General features: G+C 68.3%; 15 protein-coding genes. 6 read left to right on the forward strand and 9 right to left on the reverse strand.

The features are described from left to right. Positions 1 to 28: 28 nt before the first annotated feature. The 5 genes from TMO_RS18665 (at position 29) to TMO_RS18685 (ending at position 12,989) form a co-directional block, all read left to right on the forward strand. Positions 29 to 6,220: a hypothetical protein gene (locus TMO_RS18665; protein WP_014747231.1), complete on the forward strand. Its 6,192-nt coding sequence runs from the start codon at positions 29 to 31 to the stop codon at positions 6,218 to 6,220. Then, positions 6,217 to 8,208: a sensor histidine kinase gene (locus TMO_RS18670; RefSeq protein WP_228382347.1), complete on the forward strand. Its 1,992-nt coding sequence runs from the start codon at positions 6,217 to 6,219 to the stop codon at positions 8,206 to 8,208. Before TMO_RS18665 ends, TMO_RS18670 begins: the two co-directional genes overlap by 4 nt. Further along, on the forward strand, positions 8,205 to 9,563 hold the full coding sequence (locus TMO_RS18675; protein ID WP_014747233.1) for a sigma-54-dependent transcriptional regulator: 1,359 nt from the start codon (positions 8,205 to 8,207) through the stop codon (positions 9,561 to 9,563). The genes TMO_RS18670 and TMO_RS18675 overlap by 4 nt, the downstream gene beginning before the upstream one ends. A 162-nt stretch (positions 9,564 to 9,725) precedes the next feature. Then, entirely contained in the window at positions 9,726 to 10,712 is a 987-nt protein-coding gene (locus TMO_RS18680; RefSeq protein WP_014747234.1) for a TAXI family TRAP transporter solute-binding subunit, read from the forward strand. A 102-nt stretch (positions 10,713 to 10,814) separates the two neighbouring features. After that, positions 10,815 to 12,989, forward strand: coding sequence for a TRAP transporter permease (locus TMO_RS18685; RefSeq protein WP_014747235.1), 2,175 nt, complete (start codon positions 10,815 to 10,817; stop codon positions 12,987 to 12,989). A gap of 108 nt (positions 12,990 to 13,097) precedes the next feature. Here the strand turns inward: TMO_RS18685 and TMO_RS18690 are convergent, their stop codons facing one another. The 5 genes from TMO_RS18690 to TMO_RS18710 all read right to left on the reverse strand — a co-directional run bounded on the left by TMO_RS18690 (position 13,098) and on the right by TMO_RS18710 (position 18,183). Then, a complete protein-coding gene (locus TMO_RS18690; RefSeq protein ID WP_014747236.1) occupies positions 13,098 to 14,705 on the reverse strand; it encodes an acyl-CoA carboxylase subunit beta in 1,608 nt (535 codons plus the stop codon). Then, the gene (locus tag TMO_RS29735; protein WP_228382348.1) at positions 14,702 to 15,229 is read right to left on the reverse strand and encodes a biotin/lipoyl-containing protein; all 528 of its coding nucleotides are present in this window, start codon (positions 15,227 to 15,229) and stop codon (positions 14,702 to 14,704) included. The genes TMO_RS18690 and TMO_RS29735 overlap by 4 nt, the downstream gene beginning before the upstream one ends. Positions 15,230 to 15,313: 84 nt before the next feature. Beyond that, a complete protein-coding gene (locus tag TMO_RS18700) occupies positions 15,314 to 16,789 on the reverse strand; it encodes an acetyl/propionyl/methylcrotonyl-CoA carboxylase subunit alpha (protein ID WP_014747238.1) in 1,476 nt (491 codons plus the stop codon). Positions 16,790 to 16,795: 6 nt separating this feature from the next. Next, positions 16,796 to 17,716 carry an HpcH/HpaI aldolase/citrate lyase family protein gene (locus tag TMO_RS18705; protein ID WP_014747239.1) on the reverse strand — a complete coding sequence of 307 codons (921 nt, stop codon included), beginning with the start codon at positions 17,714 to 17,716 and terminating at the stop codon, positions 16,796 to 16,798. Further along, on the reverse strand, positions 17,713 to 18,183 hold the full coding sequence (locus tag TMO_RS18710) for a MaoC family dehydratase (RefSeq protein WP_014747240.1): 471 nt from the start codon (positions 18,181 to 18,183) through the stop codon (positions 17,713 to 17,715). Before TMO_RS18710 ends, TMO_RS18705 begins: the two co-directional genes overlap by 4 nt. 182 nt (positions 18,184 to 18,365) lie before the next feature. On the opposite strand from TMO_RS18710, the gene TMO_RS18715 reads away from it, so the two are divergent. Next, the gene (locus tag TMO_RS18715) at positions 18,366 to 19,187 is read left to right on the forward strand and encodes an SDR family oxidoreductase (protein ID WP_041606875.1); all 822 of its coding nucleotides are present in this window, start codon (positions 18,366 to 18,368) and stop codon (positions 19,185 to 19,187) included. An 84-nt stretch (positions 19,188 to 19,271) separates the two neighbouring features. On the opposite strand, the gene TMO_RS18720 is transcribed toward TMO_RS18715, so the two are convergent. From TMO_RS18720 to TMO_RS18735, 4 genes are all read right to left on the reverse strand, one after another. Further along, complete coding sequence (locus TMO_RS18720) at positions 19,272 to 20,474, reverse strand: acyl-CoA dehydrogenase family protein (protein WP_014747242.1); 1,203 nt, start codon at positions 20,472 to 20,474, stop codon at positions 19,272 to 19,274. Positions 20,475 to 20,497: 23 nt separating this feature from the next. After that, positions 20,498 to 21,286 (reverse strand): ABC transporter ATP-binding protein, encoded by a 789-nt coding sequence (locus TMO_RS18725; protein ID WP_014747243.1) that lies wholly within the window; start codon positions 21,284 to 21,286, stop codon positions 20,498 to 20,500. Between the two features lie 7 nt (positions 21,287 to 21,293). Continuing rightward, positions 21,294 to 22,574: an ABC transporter substrate-binding protein gene (locus TMO_RS18730; protein WP_014747244.1), complete on the reverse strand. Its 1,281-nt coding sequence runs from the start codon at positions 22,572 to 22,574 to the stop codon at positions 21,294 to 21,296. 70 nt (positions 22,575 to 22,644) lie between these two features. Further along, a complete protein-coding gene (locus tag TMO_RS18735; protein WP_014747245.1) occupies positions 22,645 to 23,718 on the reverse strand; it encodes a branched-chain amino acid ABC transporter permease in 1,074 nt (357 codons plus the stop codon). Positions 23,719 to 23,721: the final 3 nt, after the last annotated feature.

The raw sequence follows: 23,721 nt of genomic DNA on the forward strand, positions 1-23,721 counted from the left end.
CCGGCAGGGTGATCGAGGTGATGGTGCCGTGAAGGACAGCCTGCTTGGTGCATCGGCCTCGGGCGCCGGGGATGATTTCCACCACCGCTGGGTGGCCCGGGAAGTGCTGCAGCTGCTGGACCCCGACAGTCCGGTTGCCGGTATCACCGTCGAGGGTCTGCCCGGGGATGCGGTTCACCAAGGCCTTGGAGAGCATGGCCAGGCGGTGGACGTTACCTTGAGGCTGAGCGACGGCAGCTTTCGCTATCTCCAGCTCAAATACTCGGCAAGTCATCCGGAACAGGCCTGGAGCTGGGCGCGGCTGCTGACGCCCAAAAACCCCCGCAAGCCCGAAAGCAGCGTTCTGGGCAAGCTTGCCGGGCTGACGACGGCCGGCGAACTGCAGGGGTGCTTCTCCATCGTCACCAACCAGCCGCTTGCCGGGGAGGTCGCGCGCGAAGTCGAGGCATTGCGGGGCGAGGGGCCGGTCGAGGCGGCGGTCGAAGCACGCGGGCAAGAGCTTTGCGAAAAACTGACGCTGGATGCCGACCAGCTGCGCCGCTTTCTCAGGGCCTGGGATCTGGCGGGCTTCGGCGAGGTTTCACGCCTGCGCTTGCAGACGGAGGTTATCGCCCGGCTTGCGACGAGCATCGATGGCGATGCGCGGTCCGATGCCGATTATTTCCGGCAGAAGATCATGGAGCTGATGCTGCCCGAGGGACGGCAAGAGCCGGAGATCACGCGGGAAACGGTGCTGAGCTGGCTGGGGATCGGGACCGAGGCGGATCTGTTTCCGGCACCGTCACGGATCATCCCGCCGGAACACCTGATCACGCGCCGGGTGGCGCGTACGCTGGTGGAGAAACTGACCGCACCGGCTGAACGGCCCTTGCGGATCCATGCCGATGGCGGCTGCGGCAAGACCAGTCTGGTGACCGCGCTTGGGGGGTTGCTACCCCCAGGATCGGAGGTCTTCGTCTATGATTGTTATGGCGGCGGGCTGTTCCTGGCGAGCGATGCCGGTCGCCACCGGCCGGAGCAGGCCTTCATCCAGATCGGCAACGAGATGGCGGCGCGGCTGCGCACGCCCTTCGTCATCCGGCGCCAGACGATCAGCGCCGAGCCGTTCAGGGTTTTTCATCGCCGGGTGACGGCGGCATCCCGGATCCTGGCGGACCGGGATCCGGCGGCGCGGCTGGTGCTGGTCTTCGATGCGGTCGACAATGCCCGCAAGGCGGCGGAGCATTGGAGGGACGACTGCTTTCTCGATCCCCTTCAGGCGGCAAGCGGCTGGCCCGACAATGTCCGCATCGTGGTGACCTGCCGGACCGCCCGGCTGGACGAGGTGGGGCCGGCCTGGCGCTATGAAGACTTTCTGATCGAGCCCTTCGATGAGGCCGAGACCCGCAGCTTCGTGGCGCTACGGCAACCGGCATGGCCGGTGGCTGTCGCCGACCGGCTGTTCGACCTGACCGGCGGCAATCCGCGGCGCCTGGCCTATGCGGTGGACGGCCTCAAGGAGGATGGGGCAGGGCAGGCGGTCGAGCGTCTGCTGCCGCGGGAACCGGGGCTGGATCCGCTGTTCCGGAAGCGGATCAGGGAAGCGGGGATCCGGTTTGCCGACGAGCGGCTGGTGTGGCGGGTGCTGGGCGCGCTCGCCCGTTTGCCCCGGCCGGTGCCGGGCGAGATCCTGGCGGCGGTCACCGGCCTGACGGCCCCGGATATTCAGGACATCGCCACCGATACCGGCGGTCTGACCCATCATCCGGGCGGCTGGTCGTTCACCGACGAGGATTTCGAACATGTCGTCGGGATCGAAACGGCCGCCGACGGACCGGCGCTGCTTTCTGCCGCCGCAGATCTGATCCAGGCCCGGGCCGGGCAGGATGCCTGGGCCGCCCGGGCGCTGGGTCAGGTGCTGGTCGGCGCGGATCGCCTCGATGCGCTCTATGATCTGGTCAGGGGAGATCCGGCCTTTCCGGACGACATGTCGGAGGGGACCAAGGCCTATGTGAAGACGCAGCGCCTTGCCCTCGCCATCCGGGCCTGCCGTGCGCGCGACGATATCGATCAGGCGACCCTGCTGCTGATCGCGCAGGCAGAAGGGCTGCATCGGCAGAGGCTGCTGAACGAGCTGATCCTGGGCAATCTGGATCTGGCGTGTCGGTTTGAGCGGGAAACGGCGGAGCGGCTGGTTCTGTCTGATCCGACGCACCGGGAACATCGTGCGCGACTTGATGTCGAACTGGCGGCAGCCCTGGCGGAGACCGACAAGATCGCAGCACGCCGCCATGAATTGTGGTGGGAGATCTATCTCAGATACCACCGGGACAGGCTCGACGGTCGTGACGTCAACGACGAGATGCTTGCGGCCGAGTACCGGTTCAACCGCGACATATCGGGTCAGGAAATGGCCTTGCGCCGCCTGAGGCGCTGGCGCCCGCTCACAGCTCTGACGGGGGTGTTCCGCATCCTCGCCGAACAGGATGCCGGGTGGCGACCGCAGGTCCTGCTGGAGGTCATGGACGGGAAACGCTGGCCACCGGTCATTCTGGCCCCGCTGATGACGGCTGCGCTGCTTGCGGGGATCGGCTTCGACGATCCGATCCTCCGTGCGACCTTGCGGCGGCTGGCCGGGGCGAGCCGTGCCCGCTGGTCGTCCCAATCCGGCAACAGACCCCGCAACCAACCGCTCCTCGCCACGGATGAGGCCGTCCTGTTCCTGTGCGAACGGGCGGTGATCGATCCTGGCCTCCACGACACGGTGCGGACCATTATCGATAAGGCGTTTCCGCGGCCGGATGTCGACGACGAGGAAGCGCTTTCTGGAGTCCGGGCGAAGGCCGTGCACTATGCCCGGATGTTTGCTCTGCGCGAAGTGCTCGACGGCAGCCCGGTAGATATCGAAACCTGGCTCATTCCCGAGAAGGAGATGCCAACGTCGCACCCTGCTGGCCAACGACAGCACCATCACGATGATGAGCCAAGCCGGGAGCAGTTCTTGAGCGACCATCGTAACAGGGCATTGATTTCTCTGATCAGGCCTTGGGGTGGCGCGCGTGCAACGATGTCGTTTTTTACCCGGGAGGCGGATACCGATGCTGCGTGGGCGACTTTCACTTCGGCGATGCACGCCGAACACCCAAATGAAATGACGCTTCATCGGGACGCCGTCTGCCTGCTCCTTCGCGCCCATATACTGCATCAATGTCTGGGTGGCACGGACGTTACAACCCTCTTCGAGGGCATGTGGAGGCTGCTGAAGAGTTGGCAGGTCTCGCTGACCGACGTCCAGATCGATCTCGTCCGGTCGCTGACCCTGACACCTCAGGGCCATGACGCGGCGGCGGCCCTGCTCTCGATCCTGGAAACATCGCTGCCGGGGGCGTTCGGTTCGGCGAAACACCTGTCGGACGCGCAGGCTGACTGCGCCCGGGCCGCCCTGCCTATTGATCCCGATCTGGCACAGCATTTCTTCGCTGAAGCGATCAGAAGTACTGAAAAGGTCGATATCGAGGCGGCGGCGGAGCTGGCCGCCGCCTCGGCGGTCAGCCGGGCGGGGCTGGGCGGGACGCGGGCGGACCGCCTGAGGCTTGCGCAGCGGCTGGGGGATGCCGCCGGGGCCACGGCCGTGGCGCTCGCCTGGGACGGCTTTCCCTGGGCGGATGTCATCACCGGCATCGCTGCGGCGGATCTCGGGGTCGGCCTGGCCGCTGCCGCCCGCTGGCACGATCTCGGGGAGGTGGCGTATGAGACCACCATCCCGGCTCTGCTGACCAGCCGGGCGGGCGAGGCCCTGGGCCTGACCCGCCGATATGCGCTCGCCTGTCTGGCGGGTGATGACTGCCCGACTCTTGCCCGGATCGCCGGCGGAACCCCGGTGCCCGAGAGCATCATCGCCCGCGAGCTGCACGACGCTCTGATCTCCGGAGACCCCGCGCAGGCAATGGCGACCTTCGAGCAGATCGGCGGCCTGCCGGGCGCGGCCGCGAGCCCGTCCCGGCTGGCGGCCCAGGACTGGTACGAGCAGATGCAATCCTGGAATTTGTCGGGGGCGAGTGGGGCGGCCTCCACGCCTTCAGATCCGCCCGCAGACCCGCCGCTGACGACAGCCGAGGCGGTGAGGGCGGCCCTGGCAGAACCGATGATCGACTATGTCCGGCTTGCCGCGCGGGTCGGCGGGCGCCATCTCCGGGTGGGTTTTCTGGAGGCCGCCGTGGCCAGTGCCGCGCCGCGCGGAGATCTGTGGATCGTATTGCCCCGGATCATCAAGAGGTGGCGGGATTATGCACCGGTCGCCAACTGGGCGCGCGAGAACCTGATCCCCCATCTGCCGGACGCGCTGCCCACTCTTCTCGCATGGACCGGTCAGAACCCGCGCGGCATCGAAAACCTGCTGCAGGCGACGGGCCTGCCGCCGGAGGCGCAGGCCGAGGGGCTTCTGGACGCGATCGCCCGCAATGCCGACCATCTCTCGGCCGACAGCCTGTTCACGCTGATCGGCGTTCTGGCCGCCCGGGTCCGCCCCGAAACCCGCAACAGCCTGGCCGGCGATCTGATCACGCGCATCGCCGGGCGCGTGGGGCGTGAGCCGCGGGTCGTTCTCTTCGGCCAGGAGGTGCCGGAAGATCCGACCCTCTGCCTTGCCCGCCTGATCTTTGCCGCCATGGGCGACATGGACGGCCGGGTGCGCTGGCGTGCGGCCCATGCGGCGCTGATCCTGATCGAGGATGGCGACCCGGTGGTGGCGCCCTTGATTGCGCAGCTGGCAGTGGAGGCGGAACCGGTCTTCTCAAGCCGGGATTTCTACGTCTATGCCGCCCGCGAACAGCTGTTATGGACCCTCTGGCGCGGGGCGCAAACGGCGCCCGCGGTGATCGCCCCCCATGCGCCGGAGATCCTGGCGCATCTGCGCGGCACCAGCCATCTGATGGCGCGCGAGGCGGGGCGGCGGTTGCTGCTTGGCCTGGCTGAGCGCGGCCATATCGGTCTGGGCGATGCGGATCGGCTGTGGCTCGATGGTCTGAATCGGAGGGCGTTGCCGCGCAGCCCGGGGAAGGGGGGTGCGGCGGGCGGCCGGCTTCACGACGGGAAGACGCGCGCGTTCAGCTTCGACATCACCGACACCATACCCTATTGGTACAGAGGCCCCGCGGCCTTCTTCGGTCTGGAGATGGACGCGTTTCTGGACCGGGTGGAGGCCTGGATTGACGGCCGGTGGGGATATGGTGGAGCCGGTCATCACGGACGGGAGGCGCGGACGAAGCGTCTCAACAGCGCGTCTTTGGGAGCCTCGTCACACAGCCAGGGCGTGCGACCGCTTTTGGCGCCGCTCTCCAGATATCTGGAATGGCACGGCATGATGTGTGCCCTGGGCGAGTTGATCGGGACCCGGCCGCTCGTTGCAGACACAGGCATGTATGGGGACTTCGACGACTGGTGCGACGGCCATCTGCCGACGATCGGGCCGTTCTGGCTCAGCGATCTGCGCACCCCGCCGCCCATGGAGCCGCGTTTCTGGGGCGTGTTGCCGGACGGTGACGTGGCTGCGAATCGTGTCTCTGGGAACGACATGTGGCCGCACTCAGTCCATGACGCCGTGTTGACCCGGGAACTCTGCGCGGCCGATGGGGGGCGTGTCGTCGCGGGGGATTTCACACTGCGCTGGCAGGTACATCAGCAGCGTGTCAGCATTCGCTCGGCTCTGGTTGCGCATGACCGGGCGGCTGATGTCGCGCACCTCATGCTTCAGGCAGACAGCCACATGGATTTCATCGTGCCTGGCGTCGGAGATCATCCGGGTAAGCCGTTCAGCGAGCGCTTCACAGGCTGGCTCCGGTACGACGACTCCGATGTCCGTGGGGATGAACATGACGAGGCCCGCGGCGATATCTCCGGCATAGCTGCCGCGCCCTGCCATCCGGCCCTCCCGCTGGTTCACGACCCCCGCGCCGCGGCCTTCGTGGATAGCGGGGGGCGGCCGTTGATGTGGCTTGCGCAGTGGTCTTCCGCCGGCCGGTCGGGCAGCTCGGGCTGGCGCCTGACGGCCGGGACCGAGGCGCTGGACCGGCTGGTGCAGACCAGCGGGATGACCCTGCTGACCTGTGTCGAAATCAGGCGGACGTATTCAGGCGACGACCGTCGTACAGAGCCGCCGCCGACATATTGGGCCGTCTGGCTTCACGAAGCCGATGGCGGGCTGCGATATGTCGGCCAGTCCTGCACCCGCCGATCCCCTTGACCCACCGCCCCCACCCCGGCACAACGGATCGGGCACAGACACCAGACAGCGAGGGCCGGTTCCTGACGACGGGAGAGAGGGGCGGCAGGCAGGGGGAGGGCCGGCGGCGCATCCGCAGCCTGGGCCTCCAGGCCCTGGGGCTTGCCGGGGTTGCGGTGGCGGCCCTGGTGACGGCGCTGGTGCATGGCCATGTCACCCGCAGCAATCTGCACGATCTGCGCGAGCGGAGCCTGAACACGTTGCGGCTGACCGAGGCCACCTTGCGCGGGCAGCTGCTGCGTTTCGACCGGCTGCCGGGGCTGCTGGCCGATGAGCGGACGATCCGGGCGCTGCTGCTGAGGCCAGGGGATCCCGGGCTGGCCGATCAGGCCAACCGGTATCTGAAGGACACCGCCACCCGGCTGGGGGCATCGGATCTCTATCTGATGACCCGCGACGGCGAGACCATCGCTGCCAGCAATTACGACCAGCCGCAATCCTTCGTCGGCGGCAATTTCGCCTTCCGCCCCTATTTCCGCGATGCGCTGACGCAGGGCGAGGGCCGGTTCTTCGCGCTGGGCACCACCTCCAACAAGCGCGGCTATTATGTCGGCGCGCCGGTGGTGGTCTACGACCGGGCGGCAGGGCTGCGGGCGCTGGGCGTGCTGGTCATCAAGGTCGATCTGGACGATATCGAACGCGCCTGGGCCGGCAATGATCCGCGGATCATCGTCACCGACCCCGAAGGCATCGTGTTCATGTCCAACCGGCCCGACTGGCTCTATCGCGGTCTCGGCCGACGCAGCGCCGAGGACATGGCCCGGTCGCGCGCCACCCGGCGCTATGCCGACCAGGAGGTGGGCGAGATTCCGGTGATCGCCCGGCGCCATCTGGAGCTGGGCAGTCTGGAAGGGGGGCGCGACGCCGGGGCGGATCTGATCTGGGTTGCCACTGAAGGTGGTGGAGAAAACGAATATCTCGCGGTTAAGACGCAGATGCCGGATGCCGACTGGACGGTGATGGTGTTGAGCGCCACCGCGGCCGCGCGGCTGGATGCGCTGGTCTTTGCGATCGCCGCCCTGCTGGCCATGGGGGTCACGGGCACCGGCGGCATGCTGGTCTGGCAGCGCCGCCGTCAGCTGGCCGAGCGGCTGGCGGTGCAGCAGGCGACGCAGGCCGAACTGGAGAGGCGGGTGACCGCGCGCACCGCCGAACTCGCTCGCACCAACCGTGCGCTGGAAGAGGAGGTCGAGGAACGCATCGCCGCCGAGGCCCGGCTGCGCGAGACCCAGAGCGAGCTGATCCAGGCCGGCAAACTGGCGGCGCTGGGCCAGATGTCGGCGGCGCTCAGCCATGAGTTCAACCAGCCACTGTCGGCCGCGCGCAATTATGCCGAAAATGCCGGCCTGTTCCTGGCACGCGGCGAGTTGGCCGAGGTGGAGGCCAATCTGGGCCGCATTCAGGAGATGATCGACCGCACCACCCGGATCAGCCGCCATCTGCGCGATTTCGCCCGCAAGCCCGATCAGGCGCTGCGCCCGGTGGCGCTGGCGCCGACCATCGCCGCGGTGCAGGAACTGCTGGGCTGGCGGCTGCGCCAGGCCGGCGCCGAATTGATCGTGGACCTGGACGATCCGGATCTGGCAGTGACCGCGGGGGCGGTGCGGCTGCAACAGGTGCTGGTCAACCTGCTGACCAATGCGCTGGACGCGACCGCCGATGCCGCCGATCGCCGGCTGCATCTTCAGGCCCGGCGCGTGGCCGGGGGCCGTGTCGAGCTGCGGCTGCGCGATCACGGGCCGGGCGTGCCGGTGCAGCTGCGCGCGCGGATCTTCGACCCGTTCTTTTCGACCAAAGAGGTCGGCAAGGGGCTGGGGCTCGGCCTGTCGATCTCCTACAACATCGTCAGCGATTTCGATGGCGTGCTGGAGGTGCAGGATCATCCGGGCGGCGGCGCCGAATTCGTGGTCCGCCTGCACGAGGCCGATCGGGAAGGGGAGGGAACATGACCGCAGGCCGCGTGCTGGTGGTGGACGACGATGCCGATCTGCTGGGCTCGGTGCTGCAGTCGATGAAGCTCGCCGGGCTTGCCGCCCAGGGCTTCGGTGGCGGGCTGGAGGCGCTGGAGCATATTTCGGGCGGGTTCGACGGTGTTGTCGTCACCGACATCCGCATGCCGGATCTGGACGGGATGAGCCTGATGACCCGGATCCGCGAGATCGACCCCGACATTCCGGTCATCCTGGTCACCGGCCATGGCGATGTGCCGCTGGCGGTGCGGGCGATGCGCGAAGGCGCGCACGACTTCATCGAGAAACCGTTTTCCGGCGCGCATCTGGCCAGCCTTGCCGCCCGGGCGCTGGATTTCCGGCAGCTGGTGCTGGACAACCGCCGCCTGCGGGCGGTGGCCGGGCAGGCCGACGATCTGGAAACCCGGCTGGTCGGCCGGTCGGCGGCGATGATCGATCTGCGCCGGCGGATCCGCACCATCGGCCCCACCGATGCCGATGTGCTGATCGAGGGCCCGACCGGTGCCGGCAAGGATCTGGTGGCACGCACCCTGCACGACCTGTCGCCGCGCCGCGACCGGCCCTTCGTCGCCATCGCCTGTTCGGCCCTGCCGGCCACGATGATCGAATCGGAGCTGTTCGGCCATGATCCGGGCGCCTTTCCGGGGGCGATCCGCGCACGCATGGGCCGGTTCGAACATGCCCGCGGCGGCACCATCCTGCTCGACGATATCGGGGCGATGCCGATCGATCTTCAGGCCCGTTTGCTCAGGGTGATCGAAGAGCGGATGATGACGCCGATGGGCAGCAACAGCCCGATCCCGCTGGATGTGCGCTTCATGGCCACCAGCCGCACGCCGCTCGACCACGAGGTGGAAGCCGGGCGCTTCCGGCCGGATCTGCTCTACCGGCTGAATGTCGTCAGCCTGCGCGTGCCGGCGCTCGCCGAACGGCCCGAAGACGTGCCCGCTTTGTTCGACCGGCTGCTGGCCGAGGCTCATGCCCGCCACCGCCTGCCCGACCGGCCGGCCTCTCCGGATCTTCTGGCCGAAATGGCGCGGCGCGACTGGCCGGGCAATGTCCGCGAGCTGCGCAATGCCGCCGAGCGGGTGGCGCTGGGCCTGGCCGATCCGGCCGCGGCGCCGGCCGGCGGGGAGGGCGGGGCGGCACCGACGCTCGCCGATCTGATGGCCGAGCATGAACGCCGGATCCTGATCGATGCGCTGATCCGCCATCGCGGCGTGCTGAAGCCGGTCTACGAGACGCTCGGCCTGTCGTGCAAGACGCTCTACGACAAGCTGGTCCGCCACGGCATCGACAAGACCCGGTTCGTGGGCAGCGACGAGGGCATGTAACCCCGGCTACACACCGCCCGGCGGATCTGGGTAGATTTCTACCCATCTCTGGAAAAATCCTGAGATTTCATGAAGCTGGAGATGTCCGGGCGGTTGTCCGCGCCCGGCCGTTCCCGCAACAGTTCTTCCCGAAAGCACAAACACGATACGGGAGGAAAGCAGATGCGTTTCACCGGATTTGCCGCCATGGCCGCGGCCGCCCTGATTGCCGGCACCGCCCTTGTGGCGCCGGCCGCGGCCGAGGATCGCAAGGACTGGCCGTCTGAGATCACCATCGGCACCGCCAGCCAGGGCGGTACCTATTTCGTCTATGGCAACGGGCTTGCCGCCTTCATCGGCGAGGCGCTGAAGGTCAATGCCTCGGGCGAGGTGACCGGTGGCCCGGTCCAGAACGCCACCCTGGTCCAGACCGGCGAGCACGCCATCGGGCTGATGACCATGGGCCCGGCGCGCGAGGCCTGGACGGGCAAGAGCGAACTGGCGCCGGGGCTTGAGCACAGCGAGCTGCGCGCCCTGTTCCCGATGTACATGACCCCCTTCCAGGGCATCGCCATGACCGGATCGGGCGTCGGCAGCGTCACCGAACTCGGGGGCAAGCGGGTCGCCGTCGGCCCCGCCGGCGGCACGCCCGGCACCTATTGGCCGCGCTTCCTGGAGACGCTGGGGGTCAAGGCCGACGTGTCCTATGCCGGCGCATCCGATGCGGCGGGGCAGTTGAAGGACGGGCTGATCGACGGCTTCGTCTTTGCGGCCGGCGTGCCGATTTCGGCCTTCAGCCAGCTGGCGGCCGAGGCGGATGTGAAGATGTTCGGCTTCACCGATGCCGAATTGGCCCGCCTCCTTGAGGCCCATCCCGAGGTGAGCGCGCTGACCATCCCCGCCGGCACCTATCCGGGCCACGATTATCCGCAGAACACCGTGGCGATGTGGAACTTCGCGGTCGTGCATGCCGACATGCCCGACAGCCTGGCCTACGAGATCGTGAAGCTGGTGATGGAGAACAACGACCGGATGCGCCAGATCCACGCCTCGGCCGCCGACACCGTGCTGGAGAATGTCGACAAGAACGGCTTCCTGCCCTTCCACCCGGGGGCGGTGCGCTATTACGAGGAAAAGGGTCTCGTCATCCGCGACGGGCTGAAGGGCTGATCCCGAAGCCGGCCGCACCCCGAGCGGCCCGGATGCTTATGCCTCCGGGTCCCGGGGTGCCGGCCGGCGCGTTTCTTGGGGGATAAGAAGGGGGAAAGCCCGATGTCGTCATCCGCACCGATGGCGCCCGGCGGCGCTGCCGACAGCATCGCCGACGGGGTCGATGCCGAGGTGATTGCCGGCAATCAGCGCGTGTTCACCGGCCGTATGGGCCTGATCATCGCCGCGGCCTGCATTCTCTATACCGGCATGCACATCTATTCGATGAATGTGCAGCCGATCGAAACCTGGGTCTATCGCCTGCTGCATGTGTCGGGCGGGCTGATGCTGGGCTTCCTGCTGTTCGCATCCCGGCCGCTGCGCGACGATGCGCCGGCAGGGCAGAGTTACCGGCTGACCGAAAAGCTGCTGCTGGCGGCGGCGGCCGCGGGCATTCTGGTGGCAGCCGGCCAGCTGGCGGCCATGTTCCTGGCCGATGACCGGGTCGTGACCGGGGCGCTGGCGACGAAACATCTCTATACCTTCGGTTATCCGCTGATCGCCGGCACGGCGCTTGCCCTGCTCGCATCCTGGATGGCACCGGCGCGCGGACGGGGGCGGCTCGGGGCCGCCGATACCCTGCTGGCCCTGGCGGCGGTGGTGGTCGGCGGCTACATCATCGGCCATGCCGATTTCCTGCGCATCCGTGCCCAGGTCTTCCCCCATGTCAACGACATGTGGGCGGCGGTGGCCGGCATCCTGCTGATCCTGGAACTGACACGCCGCCTGGCCGGGATGGCGCTGGTGGTGATCGTGGGCCTGTTCCTGGCCTATGGCTTCGTCGGCCCCTGGCTGCCGGGGGTGCTGAACCATCGCGGCTATGCGCCCGGGCGGTTCTTCGCCTTCATCTACACCGACAACGGCATTCTGGGCCCGACCACGGCGATCTCGTCGACCTATATCATCCTGTTCATCGCCTTTGCGGCCTTCCTGCAGGCGAGCCGGGTGGGCGAGTATTTCGTGAACTTCGCCTTCGCCGCCGCCGGTGCCATGCGCGGCGGGCCGGCCAAGGTGGCGGTCTTCGCCTCGGGGCTGATGGGCATGATCAACGGCACCTCGGCGGGCAATGTGGTCTCCACCGGATCGCTGACCATTCCGTTGATGAAGAAGGTGGGCTACCGCCCGCAGACCGCGGCGTCGGTGGAGGCGGCGGCCAGTTCCGGCGGCCAGATCATGCCGCCGATCATGGGCGCCGGCGCCTTCATCATGGCCGAGATCACCGGCATCCCCTATACCGAGATCGTGATCGCCGCCGCCATCCCGGCGCTGCTCTATTTCCTGTCGGTCTATTTCATGGTCGACAAAGAGGCGCTGCGCAACGGCATGCAGGGCCTGCCGCGCGACCAGCTGCCGCGCTTTTCGGCCCTGGCCCGCCGGGCCTTCCTGTTCCTGCCGATCGTCATCCTGGTGGTGGCGCTGTTCCTGGGCTATTCGGTGATCCGCGCCGGCACCGTCGCCATGGCGGCGGCGGCCGTGGTCAGCTGGTTCACCCCCCATCGCATGCTGCTGCGCGAGGTGCTTTATGCGCTGGAACTGACGGCGCGGATGTCGCTGCAGCTGGTGGCGGTCTGTGCCGCGGCCGGCGTGATCGTCGGCGTGATCGCGCTCACCGGCATCGGCACCCGCTTCTCGTCGATGCTGCTGGGGCTGGCGGGGGAAAGCCAGTTCGTCGCACTGGTCTTCGCCATGCTGGTCTCGATCATCCTGGGCATGGGCATGCCGACCACGGCGGCCTATGCGGTGGCGGCGGCGGTGATCGCGCCCGGGCTGATCCGCATGGGCATCGAGCCGCTGACCGCGCATTTCTTCATCTTCTACTATGCGGTCATGTCGGCGATCACCCCGCCGGTGGCGCTCGCCTCTTATGCCGGGGCGGCGATCGCGCAGTCCGACCCGATGAAGACCTCGGTCGAAAGCTTCAAGATCGGCCTTGCCGCCTTCATCGTGCCGTTCATCTTCTTCTACAACGCGCCGATGCTGATGCAGGGCAGCTGGTTCGAGGTGGCGCATGTCTTCGTCACCGCCACCATCGGCATCTATCTGCTGGCCTCGGGCGTGCAGGGCTGGCTGTTCGGCCGGCTGGGCTGGCCGCTGCGCATCATCGCCATGGCGGCCGCCCTGGCCATGATCTCGGGCGGCTGGGTTTCTGATGCCATCGGCTTCGCCGCCGGCGCGGCCATCTTCCTGGTCCAGCGCGCCCGCCCCGCCGCGGTAACACCCGCCCGCCGCACCGGCTGAGCCGCCTGCACGGGGGTTGAGACGAGACGGAGGCTTGAGACGATACCGCCCGCAGCCGGGGGTCCGGCTGCGGGCGGTCCGTCGGTCCGGCGGTTCAGAACCGGAACATCAGAACCGGAACACCCCATAGCCCTTGCGTTCCAGCGGCGCATTTGCCGCCGCCGACAGCGCGATGCCGAGCGCGTTGCGGGTGTCGACGGGGTCGAGCATGCCGTCATCCCAGATTTCCGAGGTCGAATACCAGGACGAGGTCTGGATCTCGTAGTCGCGGCGGGTGTCGGCGATCACCGCTTCCAGCAGCTCCGGATCGGCCGCGGCGCCGTTGCGGGCCAGCTGACGGGCCTTGACCTCGGCCAGGGTCCGGCCGGCCTGCTCGCCGCCCATCACCCCGATCTGGTGGCCGGGCCACGAGAACAGGAAGCGGGCGTCATAGGCGCGGCCGCACATGCCGTAATTGCCGGCCCCGAACGAGGCATTGCACATCACCGTCAGCTTGGGCACATGGCTGCAGCTCTGTGCCATGATCATCTTGGCGCCGTCCTTGGTGATGCCGGCGGCCTCGTAATCGCGGCCGACCATATAGCCGGTGATGTTCTGCAGGAACAGCAGAGGCGTATCGTTTTGATTGCACAATTCGATAAAATGGGCACCTTTGAGTGTGCTCTCATTGAACAGCACGCCGTTATTGGCCAGGATGCCGACCCGATAGCCCCAGAGATTGGCGAAGCCGCAGACCAGGGTCGGGCCATAGGCCGGCTGGTATTCGTGGAAGCGGCTGCCATCGACCAGGCGCGCGATCACCTCGCGCATGTCGAAGCCCTTTTTGATGTCGTCGGGCAGGATGCCGTACAGCTCGTCCGGGTCGTAGGCGGGCGGTTCCGGCGTATCCACCGCGGCGATCCATTTGCGCGGGGCATCCCAGCGCGCCACGATCTCGCGGCCGATGGCGATGGCCTCGGCCTCGCTCGCGGCCGGATAGTCGCAGGTGCCGCTGACGCTGGTGTGCATGTCGGCGCCGCCCAGCTCGTCGACGCCGACGATTTCGCCGGTGGCCGCCTTGACCAGCGGCGGGCCTGCCAGGAACACCGCGCCGGTGCCGCGGACGATGACGTTGTAGTCGCTGAGCGCCGGCACATAGGCGCCGCCGGCGGTGCAGTGGCCGAAGACCAGCGCCAGCTGCTTCACCCCCATCCGGCTCAGGATCGACTGGTTGCGGAAGATCCGCCCCGCCATCTGTTTGTCGGGGAAGACCTCGGACTGGCGCGGCAGGAAGCCGCCGGCCGAATCGCAGAGATGCACCACCGGCAGCCGGTTCTCGATCGCGATGTCGAGCGCGCGGACGATCTTCTTCACCGTCAGCGGGTACCAGGCGCCGCCCTTGATCGAGGCGTCGTCGGCATGGATCATCACCTCGCGGCCCGAGACGATGCCGATGCCGGTGATGCTGCTCGCTCCCGGGCTCTCGCCGTCATAGGCAAGCCCGGCGGCGAGCGTCGACAGTTCCAGGAAGGGCGTGCCCGGATCCAGCAGCCGTTCCAGCCGTTCGCGCGGCAGCATCTTGCCCTGGCGCTCCAGCCGGCGGAGATCGGTTTCGGGCCGCTGGTGGCGGGCGGCATGCTGGCGGTCGCGCAATTCCGCGACCAGTGCCCGGTTGCGGGCATAGCGGCGGCGGAACTCCTCGGACTGGCCGTCGATCGCCGATCTGATGAAGCTCATGGAACCATCTTTCGCAAGGGGGCGGCATCACCGGCCGCGTCGACGGGCTGAAGCGAGACCAGCAGGTCGCCGCGCGAGAAGGCGGCGTCCGCGCCGAGATGCACCTCTGCGACCACGCCCTCGCGGGGGGCGGCGAGGGTGGTCTGCAGTTTCATGCTCTCGATGGTGACGAGCGGCGCGCCGCGGTCGACCGTATCGCCCGCGGCGCAATGCACCGCCACCACCATGCCCGGCATCTCGGCGCGAACTTCGTCGGCTGCCGCCCCTGCGGCCGCGTCGCCACCCCGCCGGTCATCGACCGTCAGGCGATGGCAGCGGCCGTCGAGGCGCAGGAAGACGTCGTCGCCGGCCACGTGGACCCAGCCGCGGACCGGGCGGCCGTCGACTTCGAGCGCGAACCGTCCGGGACCGGCGGTGGCGGTATCCAGCACCTCGTGAACCACGCCGTCGACGCTCAGCCTCAGGCCGGGCCGACGGGCGGCGACGTCCAGCGCATGGTCGCGGCCGTCCAGGGACATATGCATCGGCATCGATATATCCTTCACACCCTTGGCCGATGCCGCCGCGCCGGTGCGCTGGTATGCATCGACATCGATGTATCTCTGTGGTCAGTTCCGCCAGAAGCCGATCGAGCCATGCGGCTCCGGCGTCTCGCGGATCAGGGTGCGCAGCACCGGATGGGCGAGGGCTGCCGCGATCACCGCCCCGGCCGCGGTGGCAGGCCCCGTTTCCGGCAGGGCCAGATCCGCGCCATGGGTGTCGAGAAAGCCGGTATCGACGGCCCCCGACAGGAAGGCCGGGTGGCGCAGGATCCGCGCCAGATGGTCGACATTGGTGGCAACCCCCAGGATCGCGGTCTCGTCCAGCGCCCGGGCCAGCCGGGCGGCGGCGGTGGCACGGTCGGGGCCGTGGACGATGATCTTGGCCAGCATCGAATCGAAGGCCGCCGTCACCTCCTGGCCGCGGGCGATGCCGCCGTCGATGCGCAGCCCGGGCAGGCGCGGCAGATCGAGCAGGCCGATCCGGCCGGTCGCCGGGCGGAAGCCGGCCTGGGGCTCCTCGGCGCAGATCCGGCACTCGATCGCATGGCCTTCGGGCATCATGTCACCCTGAGTGAAGCGCAGGCCCCCGCCGGCGGCGATGTGCAGCTGTTCGGCGACGAGGTCGATGCCCAGCACCATCTCGGTCACCGGATGCTCAACCTGCAACCGCGTGTTCATTTCCAGGAAGTAGAAGGCGCCGTCCGGGGCCAGGACGAATTCGACCGTGCCGGCATTGCGGTAATTCGCCGCCGATGCCAGATCGACCGCCGCCCGGCAGATCGCATCGCGCAGCGCCGGCGCCAGGCCGGGGGCGGGGGTCTCTTCGACGATCTTCTGGTGGCGGCGCTGGATCGAGCAGTCACGCTCGCCCAGATGCACCACCCGGCCGGTGCCGTCGCCCAGCACCTGCACCTCGACATGGCGGGGCCGGTCGATCAGCCGTTCGGCATAGATCCGGTCGTCGCCGAAATAGCGCAGGGCCTCGCCCGCCGCGATCCGTGCCGCCTCGGCCAGTTCGCCGGCGCTGCGCACGATCTTCATACCCTTGCCGCCGCCGCCGGCCGAAGCCTTGATCAGCATGGGAAAGCCGACGATGCGGGCGGCCCGGTCGAGAAAACCGGCGGGATCATCCTCGCGGATCACGCTCGGCGCCACCGGCACGCCGGCCGCGCGGGCGAATTCGCGGGAGCGGATCTTGTCGCCCATCAGCCGCATCACCCCGGCATCGGGGCCGATGAACACCAGCCCGGCGGCGGCGACCGCCTCGGCGAAACCGGCATTCTCGGACAGGAAGCCATAGCCGGGATGCACCGCCTGCGCACCGGTCACCCGGCAGGCCTCGATGATCGCCGCCGCGTCCAGATAGGCCGCGGCCGGGGTGGCACCCCGGATCTCCACCGCCTGATCGGCCAGGGCGACATGGGGCGCGTTGCGGTCGACATGATGGTGGATGGCGACGCTGCGGATGCCCTGCTCCTTCAGCGTGCGCAGGATCCGGCAGGCGATCTCGCCGCGATTGGCGACCAGAACGGTGGTGAACATCGGGGATCAGTCTCCGGATTTCTGGTTGGCCGATCCTGCACGGGCGAGCAGCGCCTCGGCCTGGACCAGATGCGGCCGGTCGAGCATGCGGCCGTCGAGCCCGACCGTGCCGGCTCCGGGTGCGGCGGCGAAGGCATCGACGATCCGCCGCGCCGCGGCGATCGCCGCCGCATCGGGGGTGAAGGCGGCATTGATCGGCCCGACCTGATCGGGATGAATGGCGATCTTGGCGCGGAAGCCGGCATGGGCGGCGGCACGTGCCGCGGCGGTGAGCCCGGCCTCGTCGCGATAATCGGCGTGGAGCGTGTCGACCGGATCGGCCCCCGCCGCCACCGCCGCCAGCAGGCAGAGATGGCGGACGGTCAGGTAGAGCGGGTCGAGCCCGCCCGCGGCATCGCGGTTGGAAACCGCCCCCAATGCGGCCGACAGATCCTCCGCCCCCCAGGTCATCGCCCGCAGCCTGGGCAGCGGCCCGCCGGCATAGCTGCCGAGGGAGAGCACCGCCGCCGGCGTCTCGGTTGCGACCGAGAAGATGCGGGTCGACCCGGTCTCCAGGCCGAACGCCGCTTCGAAGGCATCCAGATGATGGCCGAGGCGGACGACCTCGGCCCGGTCGCGGGCCTTGGGCAGCATGATGCCCCGGGGGGCCCCCGGCATCACCGCCGCCAGATCCCGGAGACCCGCCTCCCCATCGAGAGCCGCCCCCCCATCCAGCGGATTGATCCGGACCCATAATTCCGGCCCTGCCCCCCGGCTCCGATGCTCCGTCAGCGCCTCGCGCAGCATGGCCCGTGCGGCGGGCTTGCGCTCGGCCGTGACTGAATCCTCAAGGTCCAGGATCAGCGCATCGGCGCCGCTCTCCAGCGCCCGGGCCAGTTTACGCGGCGCATCGGCGGGCACGAAGAGGTAAGAGCGCGCCCCGGTCATGCCACCTCCGCCGTGCGGGGCGAGGCCCGCTTCATCAGGGCGAAGCGCCGGCAGGTCGCGACCATCTCGCCGCGCTGGTTGAAGCATTTATGCTCGAACACCGCGACCCCGGCATCGGGGCGGGAGCGGCTGTCGCGCAGCTCCACCACCTCGGTCGTCGCGCGCAGCGTGTCACCGACATGAACCGGCTTCGGAAACTTCACCCCCTCCATGCCCAGATTGGCCACCGTGGTGCCGAGCGTGGTGTCGCCGACCGACACCCCCAGCATCAGGCCGAAGGTGAAGATGCTGTTGACCAGGATCCGGCCGAACTCGGTGCCCTTGCAGAATTCGGCATCCAGGTGCAGCGGCTGCGGATTATGGGTCAGCGTGGTGATCAGAAGGTTGTCGGTCTCGGTGACGGTGCGGGTCACGGCGTGCTCGAAGCGCTGGCCGACCGTGAACTCCTCGAAGAACAGTCCGGACATGGGGGTGTGGCTTCCTCGGCTGACGGGGCACCGGGGGTCGCTCCGGCCTCTGCCCGCATTAAAGTGAGTGATATTTACTTTATGTGGCGCTCATTCAGAGGTCAATCCCGCTTGATTGGCTTGAAAGCAATGATTTTTGAGGGGATTATATTTATGAATCAAATTTCCTTTTGGAGGATGGCATGCAGAGTCCCGCTCCCGGTGGCCATTTCGCCCCCGGTCTCTTCACCGGCCGCACGGCCCTGGTCTCGGGCGCGGGCTCGGGCCTCGGCCGGGCGATCGCGCTCGCCTTCGCCCGGCTCGGCGCCGATCTCGTGATCTGCGGCCGCCGGGCGGCGCCGCTGGAGGAGACCGCGGCGGCGCTGCGCGATCTGGGCGCGCGGGTGCTGGTCCATCCGATGACCATCCGCGACCCCGATCGGGTCTCGGAGCTGTTCGGGGCGGCGGGCGAGTGCTTCGGCGGCATCGATGTCCTGGTCAACAATGCCGGCGGCCAGTTCCCTCAGGCGGCGATCGACATGTCGCCCAAGGGCTGGAATGCGGTGATCGACACCAATCTCAACGGCAGCTGGTACATGATGCAGGCGGCCGCCCGGGCCTGGCGCGATGCCGCACGGCCCGGCTCGATCGTCAACATCACCGCGCCGATCTGGCGCGGCATGCCCGGTGTCGCCCATACCTGCGCCGCCCGGGCGGGGGTGGTGTTCCTGTCGAAGACGCTGGCGGTGGAATGGGCGCCGCTCGCGATCCGGGTGAACTGCATCGCCGCAGGCGTGATCGAAAGCGAGGGCATGGCCGCCTATACGCCCGAGGTGCAGCGGGCCTTCGACCGGTCCAACCCGATGATGCGCAAGGGACGGGTAGAGGAGGTGGCCGATGCCTGCTGCTTCCTGGCCGGCCCCACCGCCGGCTATGTCACCGGCGAAGTGCTGAACGTCGATGGCGGTCAGCAGATGTGGGGCGAGCTGTGGACGGCGGGGCGGCCGGATTATTTCGCGGACTGAGCAGTTTAATGGTCCGGGCGGTTCAATGGTCCGGGCGGATGGGCGGCGGCGGCCGGTGCCGTTGCCGGCCGTCGCCGGCGCGTTCTATTTCAGCAGTTCGCCCGCGATGATCAGCTTGCGGATCTCGGTCGTCCCGGCGCCGATTTCGAGCAGTTTGGAGGCACGGTAAAGGCGGTTGATCTCGGTCTCGCGCATATAGCCGGCACCGCCGAAGATCTGCACCGCCTCGCTCACCACCCTGGTGCAGCCCTCGGCCGCATAGAGGATCGCACCGGCGGTCAGCTTGTGGATCTCGCCGCGGCCGCCTTCGTCATGTTCCATGCGGTTGGCCTCGTCGAGCACCCGATAGCAGAAGCTGCGCATGGTCTCGACCGTCACATACATCTCGGCCAGCTTGGCCTGGACCATCTGGAACGAGCCGATGGTGCGGCCGAACTGCTGGCGGGTGCGGGCATAGTCGAGCGCCAGATCGAAGGCGCGCTCGGCCATGCCGAGATTGATCATCGCGACCACGATCCGCTCCAGGTCGAGCCCGCTCATCACCACCGCGACGCCCTGGTTCTCGGTGCCGACCAGGTTCTCCGCCGGTACCCGGCAGTCGTCGAACACCAGTTCCGCCGTGGTGCTGCCGCGGAACCCCATCTTGTCGAGCTTCTGGGCGACCGAGAAACCGGGGGTGCCCTTTTCGACCACGAAGGCCGAGATGCCTTTGGCGCCAAGCTCGGGCGCCGTCTTGGCATAGACCAGCACCAGGTCGGCGACGGGGCCGTTGGTGATGTAGAGCTTGGTGCCGTTCAGCACGTAATGGTCGCCCTCGCGCCGGGCGGTGGTGCGCATCGATCCCAGCGCATCCGAACCGGCGCCGGGCTCGGTCAACCCCAGCGCGCCGATCTTCGTGCCGGCGCAGAGCCCGGGCAGGACCCGGGCCTTCACCGCCGCGTCGGCATTGCGCAGGATGTTGTTCAGGCAGAGGTTTTCATGCGCCACATAGCTGAGCGAGATGGCATGGTTCCACCGGGCCAGCCCCTGGGCGATCAGGCCCGAGGCGAAGAGGTCGCTTTCGGCACCGCCCAGCTCCGCCGGCGCGGTCACGCCCAGAAAGCCCATCTCGCCCAGCCGCGGCATCACCTGGGGCGGCCACCATTCCTCGTCGTCCATGCGCTGCTGCAGCGGGTAGAGCTCGTTGCGGGCAAAACGGTCGGCATGGTCCAGGATCTCCTGCCGCTCGGGCGACAGCGTCCAGCCGGAGACCGGCGGGTGGTTGGGGATGGCGTCGATCACGGTCACGGTCTGCAATCTCCTTCGCGGCGTCAGCTCAGCCAGCGCTTGCGCCGGCGGTAATGTTTCACCCGGGCGTAGTCGACGCTGCCGCCGCCGCCCAGATAGAAGTCGCGGATGTCGGGGTTGTCGCGCAGCTCCGCCGCCGGCCCGCTCATCACCACCCGGCCGTTCTCGATCAGATAGCCATGGGCGGCGATGGCCAGGGCGGCATCGGCATTCTGTTCCACCAGCAGCACGCCCATGCCGGTCTCGGCGGCGATATGGGCGATGGTGTCGAAGATCTCGTCGACCAGATGCGGGGCAAGGCCAAGGCTCGGTTCGTCGAGCATGATCAGCCGCGGTGCGGTCATCAGCGCCCGGCCGATGGCGAGCATCTGCTGCTCGCCGCCCGAGAGATAGCCGGCCTCCGACCGTGCCCGCTGCCGCAGCCGGGGGAAACGCTCCATCACCTCCTCGGCCCTGTGGGCGGCGGCGCGGCGGTCGCCATGCATGGTGGTGGCGGCCATCAGGTTTTCCATGGGCGTCAGATGCGGAAACACCCGGCGGCCTTCCAGGACATGGACGATGCCGAGCCGCACCCGTTCCGCCGGGGCGAGGCCGGTGACGTCGCGCCCGTCGAAGGTGAGCGTGCCCTTGGTCACCAGCCCGCGTTCGGGCTTGAGCAGCCCGCTCACCGCCTTGAGCGTGGTGCTCTTGCCGGCGCCGTTGGCCCCGAGCAGGGCGACGATGCCCTGCCCGGGAACCTGGAGCGACACCCCGGTCACCGCCATGAACACCCGGTCGTAGACGACCTCGACATTGTTCAGGCCGAGCAGCATGGGGCGGTCACTCCCCGGTCTTGCGGTAGTGCTCGGCCTCGGCGCGGACCAGCTTCCAGACCAGGTCCTGATGGGCCGCGAACCAGTCGGTCTTCGCCACCCAGCGCGTGCCGTCCCAGGCCGCCATCCGGCCGGCGCCGCCGCCCTGATGATCTTCGGGCGTCAGCGTGGTCGGCGGCAGCAGCCCCTCGGCGTCGAAATCGCGAATGCTGGTCAGCCCGGCATTCAGCCGCTCTGCGGTCAGCGGCAGGGTCGGATCGGCGGCGAGCGCCAGCCGCACCCCTTCCACCACCATCGCCATCATGCCGACGCCCATATTGTAATAGGCGGTGCCGACCTTCTCTTCGGGGCCGGCGCCTTTGCCCTTGGCCACCACCTCGGCCAGGATGTCGGCGATGATCTTCGGCTCGCGGCCGCTGGCCACCGCCTCGAATTTCAGCACGCCTTTGGCCTGTTCGCGGCCGACGATTTCGGCGTCCGATTCCGACAGCCAGACGCCGGTCGCCAGGCGGTCGCGGGGGATGCCGTTGCGCACGGCTTCCCGCAGGGCCACGGTCTGGCCGATGCCGCCGCCCCAGATGATCGTCCAGTCGGGCCGGAAGCGCCGGACCTGGGTCCAGACCGCCGACTGTTCGCTGCCGGGGGAGGGGTAGGGGAAGGTGCCGAGTTCGAAACCGTCGGCCTCGGCCAATGCGTTCAGCACCGGCAGCGGTTCACGACCGAAAGGCGAGTCGATATATACGTATGCGAGCTTCTTGCCCTTGAGGCCACCCTCGCTCACCTGGTTCATGTAAGACACGACCGCGGCGGCCTGCGACCAGTACATGGGCGACATCGGGATCACCCAGGGGAAGGTGGTGCCGTCGGCGGCGTCGCTGCGGCCGCTGAAGGTGGTCAGCAGGTTCATATGATCGGCCATCGCCCGCGGCACCAGTGCGCGCGACACCGGGGTGGACAGGGCATCGACGGTCAGCACCCCGGCCTTTTTCAGTCGTTCATAGGCCTCGATGCCGCGCTGGGGCTGGTTGCCGTGGTCCAGGACCAGCGCCTCGAAGGTGACCCCGCCGACCCCGCCGCGGCCATTGACCAGCGACAGATAATCCCGCTGACCCTGGTTGTATTCCGAGGTCACGAATGTGTAGACCGCGGTGAAATCCTGCGGCATGCCGAATTTCACCACCGTGTCGGCATCCTGGGCAGCGGCCGATCCCGCCACCAGCGCCGCCCCGAGCCCGAGCGTCAGACCAAGCCCAAGCCCGAGTCCCGCCATACGACTGAGCACGCCCATGTCGCTCCTCCCCTATAAGATGTAGCTAGATCGTCTTTTGGTTGTGGATCCCGACGGCAGGCCGGCCATTTCAACCGAAGTGACGGAATGGCCAGACCATCAGGTACTTGCGGATGTTGTCGTAGATCTTCGCCAGCCCCAGCGGCTCGGCGAGCAGGAAGCCGATGATCAGCGCGCCATAGGCGGCCAGCGGGATATGGGCGACCAGTTCCTGCGACAGGTCGAGCCCGGCGGCCTCCACCACCCCCAGCACCGCCATGTTCAGGATCAGCGGTACCGCGAAGATGAAGGCGGCCCCCAGAACGCTGCCCAGCACGCTGCCGAGCCCGCCCACGATCACCATCGCCACCAGCTGGATCGAGACGTCGAGATGGAACTGTTCCGGGGTGATCGCCCGGTAATAGCAGAAGGCGAGGATCGCGCCGGCGACACCACCGATGAACGACGCGGTCCAGAAGGCCGACAGCTTGTAGCGGAACACGTTCACGCCGATGACCTCGGCCGCATAATCCTTGTCGCGGATCGTGGCCAGCGCCCGGCCATAGCCGGTGCGGCGGACATTCAGCAGGAAGGAGGCGGTCAGGATCGCGACGGCGAGCGCCACCCACCAGCGCCCGGCATCGCCTGCGATCGGGATCACCCCCAGCAGCACCACCGGCGGCGCCTGCAGGGTCGCCTGGGCGCCGCCGCTGATCGCCGGCACATGGGAGATGGCGAAATCGACGATGTACTGCATGGCCAGCGTCGAGATGGCGAGATAGAGCCCCTTGACCCTGAGCGCCGCGGCGCCGAACAGGCTGCCGATCGCCGCTGCGGCGAGGCCGCCGCCGATCACCGCCAGTTCGAAGGGCAGCCCCGCCCGCGCCAGATGGATCGAGGCATAGGCGCCGATCGCCATCACCGCGGCATAGCCCAGATGGATCTGGCCCGCGCCACCCATCAGCAGGTTCAACCCCATGGCCGCGGTCGCCCAGATCACCATCGGCAGTGCCCAGGCGGTGAGATAGAGCGGCGTCAGCCACCAGGGGGCGGCGATCGCCAGCACTGCCAGCAGCAGGATCAGCCGGCGGTCGAAAGCCAGCGGCCAGAGCCGGCGATCGGCGGCATAGCTGGTGTGGCGCACGCCTGCGCGACGGTAGAACATCGC

The sequence above is a fragment of the Tistrella mobilis KA081020-065 genome, from assembly GCF_000264455.2.
Classification (GTDB): domain Bacteria; phylum Pseudomonadota; class Alphaproteobacteria; order Tistrellales; family Tistrellaceae; genus Tistrella; species Tistrella mobilis.

Excerpts from the sequence above, each read along its gene's own strand:
- TMO_RS18675 (WP_014747233.1), top strand. The coding sequence starts at position 8,205 with ATGACCGCAGGCCGCGTGCTGGTGGTGGACGACGATGCCGATCTGCTG.
- TMO_RS18680 (WP_014747234.1), top strand. The coding sequence starts at position 9,726 with ATGCGTTTCACCGGATTTGCCGCCATGGCCGCGGCCGCCCTGATTGCC.
- TMO_RS18685 (WP_014747235.1), top strand. The coding sequence starts at position 10,815 with ATGTCGTCATCCGCACCGATGGCGCCCGGCGGCGCTGCCGACAGCATC.
- TMO_RS18690 (WP_014747236.1), bottom strand. The coding sequence starts at position 14,705 with ATGAGCTTCATCAGATCGGCGATCGACGGCCAGTCCGAGGAGTTCCGC.
- TMO_RS29735 (WP_228382348.1), bottom strand. The coding sequence starts at position 15,229 with ATGCATATGTCCCTGGACGGCCGCGACCATGCGCTGGACGTCGCCGCC.
- TMO_RS18700 (WP_014747238.1), bottom strand. The coding sequence starts at position 16,789 with ATGTTCACCACCGTTCTGGTCGCCAATCGCGGCGAGATCGCCTGCCGG.
- TMO_RS18705 (WP_014747239.1), bottom strand. The coding sequence starts at position 17,716 with ATGACCGGGGCGCGCTCTTACCTCTTCGTGCCCGCCGATGCGCCGCGT.
- TMO_RS18710 (WP_014747240.1), bottom strand. The coding sequence starts at position 18,183 with ATGTCCGGACTGTTCTTCGAGGAGTTCACGGTCGGCCAGCGCTTCGAG.
- TMO_RS18715 (WP_041606875.1), top strand. The coding sequence starts at position 18,366 with ATGCAGAGTCCCGCTCCCGGTGGCCATTTCGCCCCCGGTCTCTTCACC.
- TMO_RS18725 (WP_014747243.1), bottom strand. The coding sequence starts at position 21,286 with ATGCTGCTCGGCCTGAACAATGTCGAGGTCGTCTACGACCGGGTGTTC.
- TMO_RS18730 (WP_014747244.1), bottom strand. The coding sequence starts at position 22,574 with ATGGGCGTGCTCAGTCGTATGGCGGGACTCGGGCTTGGGCTTGGTCTG.
- TMO_RS18735 (WP_014747245.1), bottom strand. The coding sequence starts at position 23,718 with ATGTTCTACCGTCGCGCAGGCGTGCGCCACACCAGCTATGCCGCCGAT.